This is a genomic window from Enterobacter sp. MEB024, from assembly GCF_030209635.1.
GTDB classification, from domain to species: domain Bacteria; phylum Pseudomonadota; class Gammaproteobacteria; order Enterobacterales; family Enterobacteriaceae; genus Enterobacter; species Enterobacter ludwigii.
In genome coordinates, this window is sequence record NZ_JARVRQ010000008.1 from 122033 (window position 1) to 137699 (window position 15667).

The window sequence follows — 15667 nt, forward strand, 5'->3', positions numbered from 1 at the left end:
CATGAGCCGCCGGCGCAAAAAGTGTAATTTTTTTTCCCCATGGGTTGTAGAAAACCTGCTCACAGCGGCAGATTTTCTTGTCTTTTTTTGTTGGCAATCGTTTGCTTTTACCAGGTGGTCAGATAAAATGCCCGCTTTTCCACCGTGGGATTGCCGCCGATGTCCGTTAACACCCTTGAGTCTCCCGATGCGCAACCGATTGCGCAGAAGCAAAATAGCGAACTGATTTACCGCCTTGAAGACCGTCCGCCTCTTCCTCAGACGCTTTTTGCCGCCTGCCAACACCTGCTGGCTATGTTCGTTGCGGTGATCACCCCGGCGCTGCTGATCTGCCAGGCGCTTGGTTTACCGGCTCAGGATACACAGCACATCATCAGTATGTCCCTCTTTGCCTCCGGCGTGGCGTCAATTATTCAAATTAAAGCGTGGGGCCCGGTGGGGTCTGGATTGTTGTCGATCCAGGGCACCAGTTTTAACTTCGTCGCACCGCTGATCATGGGCGGTACAGCCCTCAAAACCGGCGGCGCGGATGTTCCGACCATGATGGCGGCGCTGTTTGGCACGCTGATGCTGGCCAGCTGTACCGAGATGGTGATCTCCCGGGTACTGCACCTGGCGCGTCGCGTGATCACGCCGCTGGTATCCGGCGTGGTGGTGATGATCATTGGCCTGTCGCTGATTCAGGTTGGCCTGACCTCCATCGGTGGCGGTTATGCGGCAATGAGCGACCACACTTTTGGTGCACCGAAAAACCTGCTGCTGGCCGGCGTGGTACTGGCAATCATTATTCTGCTTAACCGTCAGCGTAACCCGTATCTGCGTGTGGCATCGCTGGTGATCGCCATGGCGGCCGGTTATCTGCTGGCCTGGGCGCTGGGTATGCTGCCGGAGAACACCCCGCAGACCAACAGTACGCTGATCACCATTCCAACGCCGCTGTACTACGGCCTGGGCATTGACTGGGGTCTGCTGCTGCCGCTGATGCTGGTCTTTATGATCACCTCGCTGGAGACGATTGGCGATATCACCGCCACGTCTGATGTCTCCGAGCAGCCGGTCTCCGGCCCGCTGTATATGAAACGCCTGAAAGGCGGCGTGCTGGCGAACGGCCTGAACTCGTTTGTCTCTGCGGTCTTCAACACCTTCCCGAACTCCTGCTTCGGCCAGAACAACGGCGTGATCCAGCTGACTGGCGTTGCCAGCCGCTACGTCGGTTTTGTGGTGGCACTGATGCTGATCGTCCTCGGCCTGTTCCCGGCGGTAAGCGGTTTTGTGCAGCATATACCTGAACCGGTGCTGGGCGGCGCAACGCTGGTGATGTTCGGGACCATCGCGGCTTCCGGTGTACGTATCGTCTCCCGCGAACCGCTGAACCGCCGCGCCATCATGATCATTGCCCTGTCGCTGGCCGTGGGTCTGGGTGTTTCACAGCAACCGCTAATCCTGCAGTTTGCCCCGGACTGGGTGAAAAACCTGCTCTCTTCCGGCATTGCGGCAGGCGGTATCACCGCGATTGTTCTGAACCTCGTTTTCCCGCCTGAGAAAAATTGATCGCCCTTACGGCAGGCTGTCAACGCCTGCCGTGACATCTCTTTACACCATTCCCGCCTTGAGCATTGCGCATAAATCGTGCATAACTCCCTTATGTGCGTTTCGCGGGATGGAAGACCATGAAATTTATTGGAAAGGTACTCGTCTATCTTCTGGTGGCCCTGCTCATTGTGGTGCTGGCGCTCTATATTCTGCTCCAGACCCACTGGGGAGCATCTCAGGCCAGCAACTGGATAACGGTGAATACCGATTACGAACTCAATTTCGACCTGATGGATCACCGCTTTTCGTCACCTTCCCACATCATTCTGGAAAACGTCACGTTTGGCCGCGACGGTAAACCCGCCACGCTGGTGGCCAGGAAAGTCGATATTGGTCTGAGTAGCCGACAGGTCACCGATCCGCTGCACATGGACACCATTACCCTGTTCGATGGCACGCTTAATCTTTCTCCTCAGACGGCACCGCTCCCGTTCCAGGCGGACCGTTTGCAGTTGAACAACATGGCCTTTAACAGCCCCAATACGGAATGGGATCTCAGCGCACAGAAAGTGACGGGCGGCGTCAGCCCGTGGCAGCCAGAAGCAGGCAATGTGCTGGGTAAAAACGCACAGATCCAGGTGAGCGCAGGCTCGCTTACCCTGAACGGCGTGCCGGCCACCAACGTGCTGATCCAGGGACAACTCAACGGCAAAGAGGTGGTGCTGAACACCATTGGTGCCGATATGGCGCGCGGTTCGCTCACCGGGTCCGCCCTGCGCAACGCTGACGGCAGCTGGATTATCGACACCATGCGTCTGAATGAGATCCGCCTGCAAAGCGATAAGTCACTGGTGGATTTCTTCGCGCCTCTGACCACCATTCCCTCGCTGCAGATTGGCCGTCTGGAAGTGACTGACGCACGCCTGCAGGGGCCGGACTGGGCGGTGACCGATCTCGATTTAAGCCTGCGCAACCTGACACTCAGCAAAGGTGACTGGCAAAGTCAGGAGGGGCGTTTGTCCATGAACGCCAGCGAGTTTATTTATGGCTCTCTGCATCTGTTCGACCCGATCATGAATGCGGAGTTCTCCCCGCAAGGCGTGGCGCTGCGCCAGTTTACCTCCCGCTGGGAGGGCGGCATGGTACGCGCTTCCGGCAACTGGCTGCGCGAGGGTAACGCGCTGGTGCTGGACGATGTCGCCATCACCGGGCTGGAATACACCCTGCCGCAGAACTGGAAAACGCTGTGGATGGAGCCGTTACCGGAATGGCTGAACAGCCTGACGCTGAAAAAATTCGGCCTGAGCCGCAACCTGGTTATCGATATCGACCCGGCCTTCCCGTGGCAAATTACCTCTCTTGATGGCTATGGTGCGAACCTGCAGCTGGCGAAAGATCGCCAGTGGGGCGTATGGGGTGGCAGCGCAACGCTGAACGGCGCGGCGGCGACCTTTAACCGCGTGGACGTGCGTCGTCCGTCGCTGGCGCTGAACGCTAACGCCTCAACGGTAAACATTACCGACCTGAGCGCTTTCACCGAAAAAGGCATTCTGGAAGCCACGGCGACGGTTTCACAGCTTCCGCCACGGCAGACCACAATCAGCCTGAACGGACGCGGCGTGCCACTCAACGTGCTGCAGGCGTGGGGCTGGCCGGCGCTGCCCATTGGCGGTGATGGCAATATCCAGCTAACCGCCAGCGGCAGCGTGCAGGCCAACGCACCGCTGAAGCCGACGGTTAACGGGAAACTGAATGCGGTAAATATGGATAAACAGCAGGTGCAACAGACGATGACGGGGGGAGAGGTGTCGACACTATCCTCGCCCCTGCCCTCTCCCTGAAAGGAAGAAGAAGCAAACCCTTCCCTCCCCCCGTTGGGGAGAGGGTCAAGGTGAGGAAAATTAAAGGTGTACCACCACCTCATTACCCTCCGCTTTCACCACCACGCCCCACTCGCTTCCGGCCTCTGAGCCGCCTTTTACGCCACTCAGTTTCTGCACGTTGCGCAAGCAGACCGACCAGTTTCGTGCGTCACCTGTGCCGGTAATGGTCACGGTGTCGCCGCTGCGTGTGGCTTTCAGCGTAAATGCCACAGAACCGTCCGCCGCGGGCACTTCGCTCACCGCCATCGCGCCATCGCCCAGGTTAAACAGCTGGAAAGCTGTCCCTTCGTTCCAGGCGTAGTCCGGTTTCTGTTGATTGTTGCCCAACGCCAGCAGGGTGTTATCGCGCACATAGACCGGCAGGCTGCGGAAATCATGCTGCTGTTTATGCCAGCGGCTGCCCTCGATTTCATCGTTATGCCAGAGATGGGTCCAGCGCCCTTCCGGCAGGTAAAACTGCACGTCACCGGCCTCAGAAAACACCGGGGCTACCATCACCGACTCCCCCAGCATGTACTGACGGTCGAGGTAATCGCATGCCGGATCGTCCGGGAACTCCAGCATCATCGCCCGCAGCATCGGTGTGCCATACTCGCGAGCCAGAGCAGCCTGGCGATAGAGATACGGCATCATCTGACATTTCAGCTGAGTGAAGTGACGCACCACATCACAGGACTCATCATCGTATGCCCACGGTACGCGGTAAGATTTGCTGCCATGCAGGCGGCTGTGGCTGGATAACAGCCCAAACGCGCACCAGCGTTTGTAGACGTGTGCCGGCGCGGTGTTCTCAAATCCACCGATGTCATGGCTCCAGAAGCCAAAGCCGGACAGACCAATCGACAGCCCGCCGCGCAGGCTTTCCGCCATCGACTCGTAGTTGGCGTAACAGTCGCCACCCCAGTGCACCGGGAATTGTTGCGCACCTACCGACGCCGAGCGGGCAAACAGCACCGCCTCATCCGCGCCCACCGTTTCTTTCAGTACGTTCCACACCAGTTCGTTATAAAGGTATGCGTAGTGGTTGTGCATCTTCTGCGGATCGGAACCGTCAAACCACTGGACGTCCGTCGGGATGCGCTCGCCAAAGTCGGTCTTAAAGCAGTCGACGCCAATATCCACCAGGCCTTTCAGCTTGTCGGCATACCACCGGCACGCGTCCGGGTTAGTGAAGTCATAAATCGCCAGGCCCGGCTGCCATTTGTCCCACTGCCACAGGGAACCGTCCGGACGCTTGAGCAGGTAGCCCTTCTCTTTCAGTTCGCGAAATACCGGCGACTTCTGGCCGATGTACGGGTTAATCCACACGCAAACCTTCAGCCCTTTCTCCTTCAGGCGGCGGATCATCCCCTGCGGATCCGGGAAGGTCACCGGGTCCCACTCAAAATCACACCACTGGAAGGCCTTCATCCAGAAGCAGTCGAAGTGGAAGACATGCAGCGGCAGATCGCGCTCCGCCATGCCGTCGATAAAGCTGTTCACCGTCGCTTCGTCGTAGTTGGTGGTGAACGACGTGGTCAGCCACAGGCCGAATGACCACGCGGGCGGCAGTGCCGGGCGCCCGGTGAAGCACGTATAACGATTCAGGACCTCTTTTGGCGTCGGGCCGTCGATCACAAAGTACTCGAGATATTCACCTTCCACGCTGAACTGCACTTTGGAGACCTTCTCGGAGCCAATTTCAAACGACACGTTTTCCGGGTGGTTCACCAGCACCCCGTAGCCGCGGTTGGTCAGATAGAACGGAATATTTTTGTATGACTGCTCGGTACTGGTGCCGCCGTCGCGGTTCCAGGTCTCGACCGTCTGGCCGTTACGCACCAGCGCGGTAAAGCGCTCGCCCAGACCGTAGACCGTTTCACCTACGCCCAGATCCAGACGCTCAAAAACATAATGACGATCGGTACGGGTATCCTGCACGTAACCGTTGTTTTTCAGCTGACTGCCGGTAATACGCTGTCCGTTGCGCAGAAAATCCAGCGCCCAGCACTCGCCTTTGGTGACGCGCACGCTGAGGTGACCGCTTTTCAGCTCAGCAAATTCGGCATTGTTTTCAATCTCAACGTTCATCTCTTTGATGACATTCAGAGGATAGTGCGGACCGTTGTTCAGCACGCCCTGGAAGTGCTCGATACGCACGCCAACAATCCCTTCCTGCGGGGAGAAAAGACGGACGGTGAACATCAGGGTATCAAGCTGCCAGGTACGTTCTCGTACATCACGCGGCGCCACGTACACCACAAGGTCATTGCCCTGCTGCTCTACATCGAACACCTGAACCGGGCAGGTGACGTTCAGGCCCGGTTGAATGAGCCAGTTTCCATCACTGATTTTCATACTCTCGTCCTCTTAGTTCTGTAATTCTTTACTCACCGGCAGGTTGTCAAACTCCTGCTGATTGCGGCGCGCGCCGTGTGCCAGCTCGCTCATGATTTTGGTCAGGAAGGGCGTTTTCAGGGTGTAGTAGCGTTTGGCGATGATGGCGCTCAGCACGTAGCAGACCGCCGGGGCCAGGGTGAACAGGCCGATAATGATGCTGATGGTCGCGCTGTTCTGGGTTTTAGCTGCAGCGTCATAACCCCCCCCTGCCAGCAGCCAGCCGATCATCGCCCCGCCCAGCGCCAGGCCGAGTTTCAGCACAAACAGCGTGCCCGCGAAGCTGATGCCGGTAAGACGCTTGCCGTTGGTCCATTCGCCGTAGTCGACGGTATCGGACATCATGACCCACTGGATCGGCGTCACCAGCTGATGCAACACCCCAATCACAAAGATGAAGGTGAACATCACCACCGTGGCATGCATGGGAACGAAGAACATCGCCACGCTGACCACCGCCAGGGCGGCGTTAGTCCACCAGAAGATGCTGACCTTGCATTTCCAGTCGGTGAGCGGTTTCGCCAGCGCAGAGCCAATCAGGTTGCCGACGCAGTAGGTGGTGAGGAACGCGACAAAGATTTCCGGCGAGCCCATGATCCAGGTGCAGTAGTACATCATCGCGCCGCCACGCACGCAGACGGCGAGGATATTGAGAATGGTCAGCACACCAACAATACGCCACTGGTCGTTGTGCCAGATATCTCGCAGGTCTTCGCGCATGGAGGTGGTGCTGGGCGGCACCTGGATGCGCTCTTTGGTGGTGAAGAAGCAGAACGCCAGCATCAGGAACGCGACCACCGACAGCACGGCGATCCCGCCCTGGAAACCGAACGCTTTGTCATCGCCACCAATCAGGTTAACCAGCGGCATCATCAGTACCGTCGAGAGCATGCCGCCCGCGGTCGCCAGCACAAAGCGCCAGGACTGAAGGGAGATACGCTGCGTCGGGTCGTTGGTGATCACACCGCCCAGCGCGCAATAAGGGATGTTAACCACGGTATAGAGCAGCGTCAGCAGCGTGTAGGTAATGGCGGCATAGATCATTTTGCCGTTGAGGCTGAGGTCCGGCGTGGTGTAGGCCAGCACGCAGACAATGCCGAACGGGATAGCACCGAACAGTATCCACGGCCGGAATTTACCCCAGCGGCTGCGGGTACGGTCGGCGATCAGGCCCATGCACGGGTCCGAAATCGCATCCAGCGCACGTGCCAGCAGGAACATCGTGCCGACAAACCCGGCAGGAATGCCGAAGATATCGGTATAGAAAAACATCATGTACAACATAACGTTATCGAAAATGATGTGGCTGGCGGCGTCACCCATGCCGTAGCCAATCTTCTCTTTTACTGACAATACGTCGCTCATTTTTTATCCTTCACGCTGTAGGGGGCGCTGAGACCGGTTACAGATTTTTAAACCATTGTTTCAGGAGCGGGTATTGCGTTTTCTGGTTAGCTGGTTACGTTTCTTGTTTTTTGTGATCGCGGTAAATATTGACGAGCACGAAATGCTAACCTGAGGATTTTCTTAGGAATTAACTGAAACAGGGGTGTTAAGGTCAAAAGAGAGGTGAAAAAAGTGTGCCGGGGTATGTGGTAAATGCCTGAAAGTAGCTATAATGCGCCCCGCCTCCATGTAGCAATGCAGGCGCGGAAGATCGTCATCTCCGGTGAGGTGGCTGGACTTCAAATCCAGTTGGGGACGCCAGCGTTCCCGGGCAGGTTCGACTCCTGTGATCTTCCGCCAAAATTCTTTGAATAGATTATTCTCATATTTGTTCCACTATTATACCCAAATAATACTTTAATCTATTCACTAAAATTTTTTATGTGACTCTTCTGCTTTTCAGTAATTCTTAAGTTATCTTTTTTAGTTTTCTTACCCACAAATATTCGGGCATTAAACTTTACCCAAGTGTTTCAACTAATTAATTACGTTGATATTGATTTGTTCGGTTATATTACGGATATCATAATAGCCAAACTTTAATCGTGAGGTATAATTCCTGAACGGCAAAACGCGTTGCATTTCATATCTAACGAGTAGGATATCTGCGTTAAGTTAGCATTCACTCACCCAACCGCATATGCAACAACGGAAACGCATTCCCCTGTCCGTCGCGTTCTGAGCGCCCGACCTGCACAAACCCCATATGCTGATAAAACGCAACGCCCTGCGGGTTTTGCTCGTTTACATCCACTTCATTCGCACCAAAATGCGCAATGGCATAGTTCAGCAGCAATTTCCCTACGCCTTTTCCCCGGCTCGCATCATCCACAAACAGCATTTCAATGCGGTTTTCATCGACGCCTAAAAAGCCATGAATAACACCCGCTTCATCGCGGGCAATCATAACCTTGAGATTGGGCAGATAGGCATTGAGCAATAACGGGCGCAGGGTCGCAATATCGCTTTCCTGTAAAAAGTGATGGGTGGCACGAACGGAAGACTCCCAGACTGTGACGAGGCGTTCGAAGTGTGAGGGGTGTGCGGTTTCGATTTTCATGAGGGGGATCATTATAGAGCGCAGCGATTAAATCAAGTATCCAGAAGTATAGAGACAATAAAATGAAGACCTTAAATGAAGTAATAAACTCTCGAACCTGTGAAAGTCGAGAGCGTATCAAGGAAATGGCCCGGAAGTTGGTTCAGGAGACTGGTCAGCAGATAGAGCATGAAAAGCAAGAATCCCCAACAGACATTGAGAATAAAGAAACCAGCTAATCCTTCATGGTAGTTGTTCGGGTAAACCGAACAACTGAGGAATGGTAAATATTCTAGCGCCCTGTCCCCCCTAACCTAGCCCTCTCCATCAGGGAGAGGGAACTGACCGTGCGGTTTGTCATCCCCCACCTTAATCTCCATCACTGCATACACCCCGTCTTTTGGCACGACCACGGTGACGTTTTCCACCGGCACACCTGCCGCGATATGAATATCCTGCAGCTGCCGGAGCGTCCGCGGGTAAATATCCTCCCAGCCGATACAGCGCAAAATAAAATCGATTTGTGGGCTGCTGGCCAGCATATTCGAGACAATCACCGCCCCGCCGGGCTTTATCAGCCGCAGCGCACGCTGGAGAAAAATCACCGCATCGGCATCGTTGAAATAGTCGAAAATCCCCAGCGCATCCACCAGTTCGGCCTGATGCTCGCCCAGCTCATGCAGTAAATCTTCGTTACGCACCAACGTATGGAGCAAGTTGCGCCTGAGCAGGGTCAGCTGTTCACCCACGATAATGCCTTCCTGCGCCGCCATAGTTTCGGCCCAACTGAGCGCCACAGGGTCTTTATCCACCAGCGTCAGATACACCTGCTGGCCGTCGAGCTTCGCCTCGCGCAGCGCCTCCAGCACGGGAATTGCAGCCCCGCTCGCCAGGCTCACCCAATTGTTATCGTTCCCGTTGCGGATGTATTTATCCACCATCGCAGCCAGTACTTTTGCACGGGAGCGCACACCAATGGCATCGTTCGCATGGATAAACCACTGGCGGCTGTCGCTGTCCATTCGGGTTCCGTCTGGCAGGCGCTCCTCCAGCGGGTTTTGCACCACAAAAAGCGCCAGCGCGGAGGGAACCAGCCGGGTACGCCACGCGGTGAGCGCCGGACGATTGCGGTAGGCTTGCCCGGAATAACGGTTCTGTGGGACAAGCACGGCCTGTCCCCCCTCTTCGTATTCAATCAACGGAGGACGAAGCGCCGGGTCGGCTTTCAGCGCCCGGTTAATCGAATTGATCTCACGGGCAGTGTCGTCTTTCATCGGCCACTGGTCGCTAATATCCGGAAATGACGCACTGAAAATGGTCATATTTTCCGGTGCGTCGCCGCGAAAAGGCTGCCAGTTCATGTCGTCGTCTCCCGTTGAGCTTTTAACGGAAGTCTATCCAGGCGAGCCAGTAAAACCCTACGAAGAAAGCACGATCTTCACTGCTTAACCCACACCAGCTGATCAACCTTGAAGCCCAGACTGCGTGCGGTATTCAGGTAGTCCTGTTTCACGGCATCCGGAATCGTCGGCGTACGAGACAGGATCCACAGATAGTCGCGGTTCGGCCCGCTCACCAGCGCATACTGGTACTTATCGTCCAGCTTGATCACGTTATAGCCGCCGTAGAAGGGGCCGAAGAACGACACCTTCAGCGCTGCCGTCGTCGGTTCGCCGGTAAAGTACGCTTTGCCTTCACTCTCATTCCACTTGTTTTTGACCGGGTCGAAACCCCGGTTAAGCACGCTGATGCCACCGTCGCTGCGCTCGCCGTAGGTGGCGGTCACCTTCTCCAGCCCGCGTTCGAAGCGGTTTTCCAGGCGGGCAACTTCATACCACTTGCCGAGATAGCGGCTGGCTTCAAAATTTGAAATGGGCTTTACGCCTTTCGGTGGCGTAGGGGATTTGCAGGCCACCAGAGTCAGGGCAATGGCGACACCCGTCACAACAGGCCATAGTTTCATGAGAATTCCTTTCATTTGCACGGTTGGAAGTAAAGTGTAGTGCACCGTTACGGCGCTTCATCCCGTGAGGGAAAATTCGTAGTATATTGAGAGTATTCCTCCACTCTGGACACGGACATGGCTTACTCCATCGGCGAATTCGCCAGACTCAGCGGGATCACCGCCACGACGCTGCGGGCATGGCAGCGTCGCTATGGTTTACTCAAGCCACAGCGCACGGAGGGCGGCCATCGCCAGTACAGTGATGAGGACGTCCAGCAGGCACTGAAAATCCTCGACTGGGTGAAAAAAGGTGTGCCCATCGGCCAGGTCAAACCGCTACTGGAACGCCCCGTCCCGCGCCGGACCAACAACTGGCAAACGTTGCTTGAGACCATGCTGCAACGCCTGCAGGACGGGAAAATTGAGTCCCTGCGCCAGATGATTTACGACGCCGGCCGCGAATACCCCAGGCCAGAGCTGGTTGCAAATGTGCTGCGTCCGTTGCGCAGCCAGATGTCAGCCAACATCCCTGCCGCCATGACCCTGCGCGAGATCCTCGACGGCATTATCATCGCCTATGCCTCGTTCTGCCTTGAAGGCGACAAAAAAGCGCCGGGTGATAACATCCTGCTTAGTGGCTGGTACCTGAATGACCCGTGTGAAATCTGGCTCGAGGCCCTGACGCGTACCGGACAAGGTCACCGTATCGATATTTTGCCAACCCCCTCCACGTCACTGGCGCCTGAGATTTTCCCCGAGCGCAAATGGCTTCTGGTGACCAGCGGTAAACTGACCGCCGCCCGGAAAAAGCAGGTGGCGCAGTGGCAACAGCAGGTATCCCTTGAAGTGATTATCCTCTGATTATTTTCTCCTGCGGTAAACTTCACGAAAAGTTGAATATTTTTCCGTCCCGCAAATGCTAACGTTTTCCTGTGACTGACAACCCCACAGGAAAACACAATGAAAAAAACAACCCCTCTGCTGATGCTGGCCGCCATGGCCTTTACCCCTGCCGCGTTTAGCGCCCCTGCCGGCACCCTGAGCGTACATATTCTCGACCAGCAAACCGGGATGCCGCCATCTGACGTTACCGTCACGCTGGAGAAGCAGCAGCAGAACACATGGACCCAGATTGCCAGCGGCAAAACCGACCACGACGGACGTATCAAATCACTCTATCCGCAGGATCAGGACATGCAGCCAGGCGTGTATAAAGTGACCTTTAAAACCGCTGATTACTTCCACGGCAAAAAGCTGGACACCTTCTTCCCGGAGATCCCAGTGCTATTTACCGTGACCCGAACCAACGAGAAACTTCACATCCCGCTTCTGCTGAGCCAGTACGGCTACTCGACCTACAAGGGCAGTTAAGCCGCATTGATTTTAAAGGATAATAAAAAATAACTCCGCCAATACTTGGACAAATTACTCATGTTGTGTAAGTTTTAGATATACGAACTGGAGACACACACCATGACAATGAAACCTGTAATCGGTATTAGCGGATGTTTGACCGGTTCCGCCGTTCGCTTCGACGGCGGACATAAGCGTATGGGCTTTGTCATGGACGAACTGGCCCAGTGGGTGAATTTCAGGCCCGTCTGCCCTGAGATGGCCATCGGCTTGCCGACGCCACGCCCTGCACTGCGTCTTATCGTGACGGACAGCGGTGAAACCCAGATGCGTTTTAGCCACGCCCCGCACGAAGACGTTACGCAAAAGATGGCTGACTTTACGGCAGATTATCTGCCTAAAATCGGCGATCTGGCGGGATTTATCGTCTGTGCAAAATCCCCCAGCTGCGGCATGGAACGCGTGCGGCTGTATGATGAAAACGGCAACCGGGGCCGCAAGGTGGGTGTCGGGCTGTTCACTGCCACCCTCCTTGAAACCCTGCCGTGGTTACCCGTGGAAGAAGATGGCCGCCTGCACGATCCGGTGCTGCGGGAAAACTTTGTTGAGCGTGTTTTCGCGCTTCATGAACTGAACACACTGCGCGCCCAGGGTCTGACGCGCCGTGCGCTATTGGACTTCCACAGCCGCTACAAACTTCAGCTGCTGGCGCACCATCAGGCAGGTTATCGTGAAATCGGCCCGTTCGTTGCCACGCTGCACGAGTGGGAAGATCTGGACGCCTTCTTTGTGGCGTACCGCGAAAAGCTGATGACCATCCTGAAAAAACCGGCTTCGCGGAAGAACCACACCAACGTGTTGATGCATATTCAGGGCTATTTCCGTAACCAGCTCAACAGCCGCCAGCGCGGCGAACTTCGCGACGTGATCCTGCACTACCGTAACGGGCAGTTGCCCATCCTCGCGCCGATCACGCTGCTGAAGCACTACCTGGCCGAATACCCTGACCGGTATCTGATGACGCAAAACTACTTTGATCCCTATCCTGATGATTTGGGTCTGCGTCTGGCAGTCAAGTGATCATAAAAATGCGAAGGCCCCATTGACCCTCAGAGGCCCAAAGCAGTACCCCGTTTAGACGACACCCTCACTGTCGTCTCTTTTTTTGCATTTAACCTTAAAGACTGTAATTATATACAGGCCTACAGTGCAAAAAAGGAGCCTGCCTGTGATCAAAAGCCTGCACATCCAAAACTACCGCTCGATTCGCGACATGTCGCTGGAGCTGGAAGCGCTCAATATCGTCTTCGGCCCCAACGGTACCGGGAAATCGAATATCTACAAGGCGATACACCTGATGCACAGCGCGGCGCAGGGGCAGTTCTCCCAGGCGCTGGCAAATGAAGGCGGTATTCTGAAGGTGTTCTGGGCAGGTAAGACCCGTAGCGACCAGCTCCGGCGGATGAATCTTGCGGTGGAAACGGACACTTACGAGTACGAGCTGCAGGTGGGCTTTGTCGAGCAACTGCCCTATCCCTCCCAGTTTCAGCTCGATCCGGTCATTAAAGAAGAGTCCATCTGGCTTACCGGTCAGCGCCGTCGCCCTTCATCACAGCTGATGAAGCGCAGGAATCAGGCGGTATTTCTCAACAACGTGCACCACGAAAAAGTGACTCACAGCGGCACGCTGTATGAAAACGAATCGGTGTTCGGGCAGCTCGGCGAACCGCATCTCTACCCGGAAGTGTCGCAGATGCGCGAGTCCCTGCGTAACTGGCGCTTTTATCATGAATTTTCCGTCTCGTCCGGCTCGGCGATGCGTGCCCCGCAGGTCGGTTTCCGCTCCCCGGTACTGGCCAGCGACGGCGCCAACCTGGCGGCCGCATTTCAGACCATTGTCGAGATTGGCGATGAAATGTTGCTGATGCGCATTCTCGACCAGGCCTTCCCCGGCTGCGAATTTTACAGCGACAACACCGGCGGCCGCTTTCGCATGATGATGCAGCGCGAGGGGCTGAGCAGGCCGCTGGAACCAGCGGAGTTTTCCGACGGCACGCTGCGCTTCCTGTGCCTGGCGGTAGCGCTGTTAAGCCCGCGCCCACCGGCCTTTATCGCGTTGAACGAACCGGAAAATAGCCTGCACCCGCAGATGCTGCCCGCGCTGGCGAGCTTAATCGCCGAGGCCAGCCGCTACTCGCAGATCTGGCTCACCAGCCACTCGCCGGAACTGGCGAAGTTGATTGAGAAGCAGCGGTCGTTTTCGCTGTATCAGCTGTCGATGGTGGAGGGGGAGACGAGGGTGGAGAGGCTGGGGTAGTTTTTTGTCTTCTTGCTTCATCAAATTGAGTGATTAATAAGTGACAACGCCTTCGACCAACCACCAGTGAACTGCGGGGATGCGCTGAAGGGCTGAAGGGCTGAGCGTCGTCAGTATTGACCAGCCAAAGATATGTGAATGACTAAGATCCCGGTTCAGTAACCGAGATCTTAGTTTTACTCTTTTCTCAGATATACCAATATACCATATGTATTTTTATTTTTTATGGGTAATCAAGACACTGAAATGTTGTATCACAGTAATTATGCCTCAGATCCAGCCCATTATTTTTTGCTACAATTTGCCGATTTTTATCATTTTTTTAGCACGTTAGCGATCAATAACATTACTCCAGCAAAACTACCAATGTATATACTTATTTTACCTAAAAACAAAATAATACTCGGTGAAAAAGATATTGGTATTCCTTTATAAACTAAGAAAAAAACCTCTCCGCATGCATATAAAACGATCCCTGTCAGAAAAATTGAAACCATACTAAATACTATAAAAAAAACCAGAGGAAGAGTATATTTTAGTATTTTCATCTACCATCTCCTACTTGCTTCATTTTATACTCTGTATACTTACCTCCAACTTCTGAAGAAATACTACCACCAATGTCACCAATTGAGCTTGGCACATTGCTTGGTTTCATTTCTTTTGAAAGACCATAATCCCCTTTTACTTCAGTAAACTGTCTTAGGTCAGTGTTAAACTTGGGATCCCAACCACCTTTCCACCAGTTAGCACCAGCGTTAACTCCCCATTTAAGGCCATTGCCAGTGCCATAACCCACAACGGAACCTGCACCATTTACTAACGCACCAGATATTGGATCTTTACCTTCAAGCCAGTTTCCTAATGCACCTCCGGCCGCATTCCAGCCAACTGTTCCTCCAATACCATTTCCGGCACTGATCACATTAACCCAGCCACCAATAATAGCTGTTGTTGGGTCTATAGTTCCATCAGCTAGATAGTTGATACCAGCATTAGCACCTGCGCCTAATCCCCATAAGACCTGAGCGCTACCGGGTAAGAGAGCTACACTGCCTGTTGCAAGCGCCACCCCTACGGCATCACGTTCATTCATTGCTTTCTGACATGCGGCCCCACTCGGATTATCGGAACAGGTCGCCATATCGACGCCGTGCTGGCGTATCCACGCTGCCTGAGCCTCTTCACTACCGCCGAATAAATTATTCCCAACACTATTCTTCCCTGCACTGGCCCCGGCCGCCGCACCAGCCGTATTTCCCCCGGCAAGCCCGCCAGCTATGCCCGCTGAAACAGATGCCAGCGTACTCACGGTCTGCTTTTGCTCTTCCGTCAGCGTCGACGGGTCTGTGTCCGGATAGAGCTGTCTGGCAATCGCTGTCGCAATCAGTTCGCCGGATGCCGCCCCCACAGCGCCTGCTGTTGGTGATGCTTCCCCCCTTCAGGGTGACGTTGTTGCCCGCAATCACGCTGCCGTTATTGACGGTAACGTCCTTCGCCGACAGGTAAAGCTTCGGCACCATCACCGTTTCGCCGTTGACGGTGGCCTTCTCCCACCACAGTAAGCTGTGGTCGAGCGCAGCAATCTGATCCGCCGTCAGCGAGACGCCAAACTGCAGGCCCAGCGACTGCTGCGCCGCCGCGGCGTTATCCATCAGATAGCGCATCCGATCCAGATCGGAGCCGATACCGTTCAGGTAGCGGTTATCAGTCTGGTCGAGCACTACGTTGGAAACATAGCGGGTATCGAACGCCGCATCGCCGAGGAAGCCGTA

The 15667-nt window shown here is 55.0% G+C and carries 11 protein-coding genes, 1 tRNA gene and 2 pseudogenes; 7 read left to right on the plus strand and 7 right to left on the minus strand.

What is annotated here, in order from left to right; all coding sequences use genetic code 11:
* Nucleotides 1–159: 159 nt before the first annotated feature.
* Together xanP and QRN24_RS15075 are read left to right on the plus strand one after the other, a co-directional pair.
* The gene (xanP, locus tag QRN24_RS15070; protein WP_284942855.1) at nucleotides 160–1551 is read left to right on the plus strand and encodes a xanthine/proton symporter XanP; all 1392 of its coding nucleotides are present in this window, start codon (nucleotides 160–162) and stop codon (nucleotides 1549–1551) included.
* 119 nt (nucleotides 1552–1670) lie between these two features.
* On the plus strand, nucleotides 1671–3374 hold the full coding sequence (locus QRN24_RS15075) for an AsmA family protein (protein WP_284942856.1): 1704 nt from the start codon (nucleotides 1671–1673) through the stop codon (nucleotides 3372–3374).
* Between the two features lie 60 nt (nucleotides 3375–3434).
* Here QRN24_RS15075 and yicI read toward each other — a convergent pair whose 3' ends face one another.
* Nucleotides 3435–5753, minus strand: a complete 2319-nt coding sequence (gene yicI / locus QRN24_RS15080) for an alpha-xylosidase (RefSeq protein WP_284942857.1) — start codon at nucleotides 5751–5753, stop codon at nucleotides 3435–3437.
* 12 nt (nucleotides 5754–5765) lie between these two features.
* Nucleotides 5766–7157, minus strand: coding sequence for a glycoside-pentoside-hexuronide family transporter (locus QRN24_RS15085; protein ID WP_284942858.1), 1392 nt, complete (start codon nucleotides 7155–7157; stop codon nucleotides 5766–5768).
* Between the two features lie 286 nt (nucleotides 7158–7443).
* On the opposite strand from QRN24_RS15085, the gene QRN24_RS15090 reads away from it, so the two are divergent.
* A tRNA-Sec gene (locus QRN24_RS15090) sits at nucleotides 7444–7538 on the plus strand.
* Nucleotides 7539–7860: 322 nt separating this feature from the next.
* On the opposite strand, the gene QRN24_RS15095 is transcribed toward QRN24_RS15090, so the two are convergent.
* From QRN24_RS15095 to QRN24_RS15105, 3 genes are all read right to left on the minus strand, one after another.
* Complete coding sequence (locus QRN24_RS15095; RefSeq protein ID WP_032669531.1) at nucleotides 7861–8298, minus strand: GNAT family N-acetyltransferase; 438 nt, start codon at nucleotides 8296–8298, stop codon at nucleotides 7861–7863.
* Between the two features lie 293 nt (nucleotides 8299–8591).
* Nucleotides 8592–9638 (minus strand): class I SAM-dependent methyltransferase, encoded by a 1047-nt coding sequence (locus QRN24_RS15100; protein WP_221709609.1) that lies wholly within the window; start codon nucleotides 9636–9638, stop codon nucleotides 8592–8594.
* A gap of 77 nt (nucleotides 9639–9715) precedes the next feature.
* Nucleotides 9716–10240, minus strand: coding sequence for a lipocalin family protein (locus tag QRN24_RS15105; protein ID WP_106503602.1), 525 nt, complete (start codon nucleotides 10238–10240; stop codon nucleotides 9716–9718).
* A 117-nt stretch (nucleotides 10241–10357) separates the two neighbouring features.
* Here QRN24_RS15105 and QRN24_RS15110 point away from each other — a divergent pair, with 117 nt between their 5' ends.
* The 4 genes from QRN24_RS15110 to QRN24_RS15125 all read left to right on the plus strand — a co-directional run bounded on the left by QRN24_RS15110 (nucleotide 10358) and on the right by QRN24_RS15125 (nucleotide 13892).
* The gene (locus QRN24_RS15110) at nucleotides 10358–11083 is read left to right on the plus strand and encodes a MerR family transcriptional regulator (protein WP_014168030.1); all 726 of its coding nucleotides are present in this window, start codon (nucleotides 10358–10360) and stop codon (nucleotides 11081–11083) included.
* Between the two features lie 99 nt (nucleotides 11084–11182).
* Nucleotides 11183–11593 carry a hydroxyisourate hydrolase gene (gene uraH, locus QRN24_RS15115; protein ID WP_014168029.1) on the plus strand — a complete coding sequence of 137 codons (411 nt, stop codon included), beginning with the start codon at nucleotides 11183–11185 and terminating at the stop codon, nucleotides 11591–11593.
* 102 nt (nucleotides 11594–11695) lie between these two features.
* A complete protein-coding gene (locus tag QRN24_RS15120) occupies nucleotides 11696–12655 on the plus strand; it encodes a YbgA family protein (protein ID WP_284942859.1) in 960 nt (319 codons plus the stop codon).
* Nucleotides 12656–12803: 148 nt separating this feature from the next.
* Nucleotides 12804–13892 (plus strand): AAA family ATPase, encoded by a 1089-nt coding sequence (locus QRN24_RS15125; protein ID WP_020882706.1) that lies wholly within the window; start codon nucleotides 12804–12806, stop codon nucleotides 13890–13892.
* Nucleotides 13893–14436: 544 nt separating this feature from the next.
* Here the strand turns inward: QRN24_RS15125 and QRN24_RS15130 are convergent.
* Together QRN24_RS15130 and QRN24_RS22850 are read right to left on the minus strand one after the other, a co-directional pair.
* Nucleotides 14437–15312, minus strand: a pseudogene (locus tag QRN24_RS15130) (VENN motif pre-toxin domain-containing protein); the annotation flags it as partial.
* A pseudogene (locus tag QRN24_RS22850) lies at nucleotides 15311–15667 on the minus strand (hypothetical protein); the annotation flags it as partial. The pseudogenes QRN24_RS22850 and QRN24_RS15130, both read right to left, overlap by 2 nt.

Coding starts and splice junctions, on each gene's coding strand:
- QRN24_RS15095 (WP_032669531.1), bottom strand. CDS start 8,298: ATGAAAATCGAAACCGCACACCCCTCACACTTCGAACGCCTCGTCACA.
- QRN24_RS15085 (WP_284942858.1), bottom strand. CDS start 7,157: ATGAGCGACGTATTGTCAGTAAAAGAGAAGATTGGCTACGGCATGGGT.
- QRN24_RS15120 (WP_284942859.1), top strand. CDS start 11,696: ATGACAATGAAACCTGTAATCGGTATTAGCGGATGTTTGACCGGTTCC.
- QRN24_RS15105 (WP_106503602.1), bottom strand. CDS start 10,240: ATGAAACTATGGCCTGTTGTGACGGGTGTCGCCATTGCCCTGACTCTG.
- QRN24_RS15100 (WP_221709609.1), bottom strand. CDS start 9,638: ATGAACTGGCAGCCTTTTCGCGGCGACGCACCGGAAAATATGACCATT.
- yicI (WP_284942857.1), bottom strand. CDS start 5,753: ATGAAAATCAGTGATGGAAACTGGCTCATTCAACCGGGCCTGAACGTC.
- xanP (WP_284942855.1), top strand. CDS start 160: ATGTCCGTTAACACCCTTGAGTCTCCCGATGCGCAACCGATTGCGCAG.
- QRN24_RS15110 (WP_014168030.1), top strand. CDS start 10,358: ATGGCTTACTCCATCGGCGAATTCGCCAGACTCAGCGGGATCACCGCC.
- uraH (WP_014168029.1), top strand. CDS start 11,183: ATGAAAAAAACAACCCCTCTGCTGATGCTGGCCGCCATGGCCTTTACC.
- QRN24_RS15075 (WP_284942856.1), top strand. CDS start 1,671: ATGAAATTTATTGGAAAGGTACTCGTCTATCTTCTGGTGGCCCTGCTC.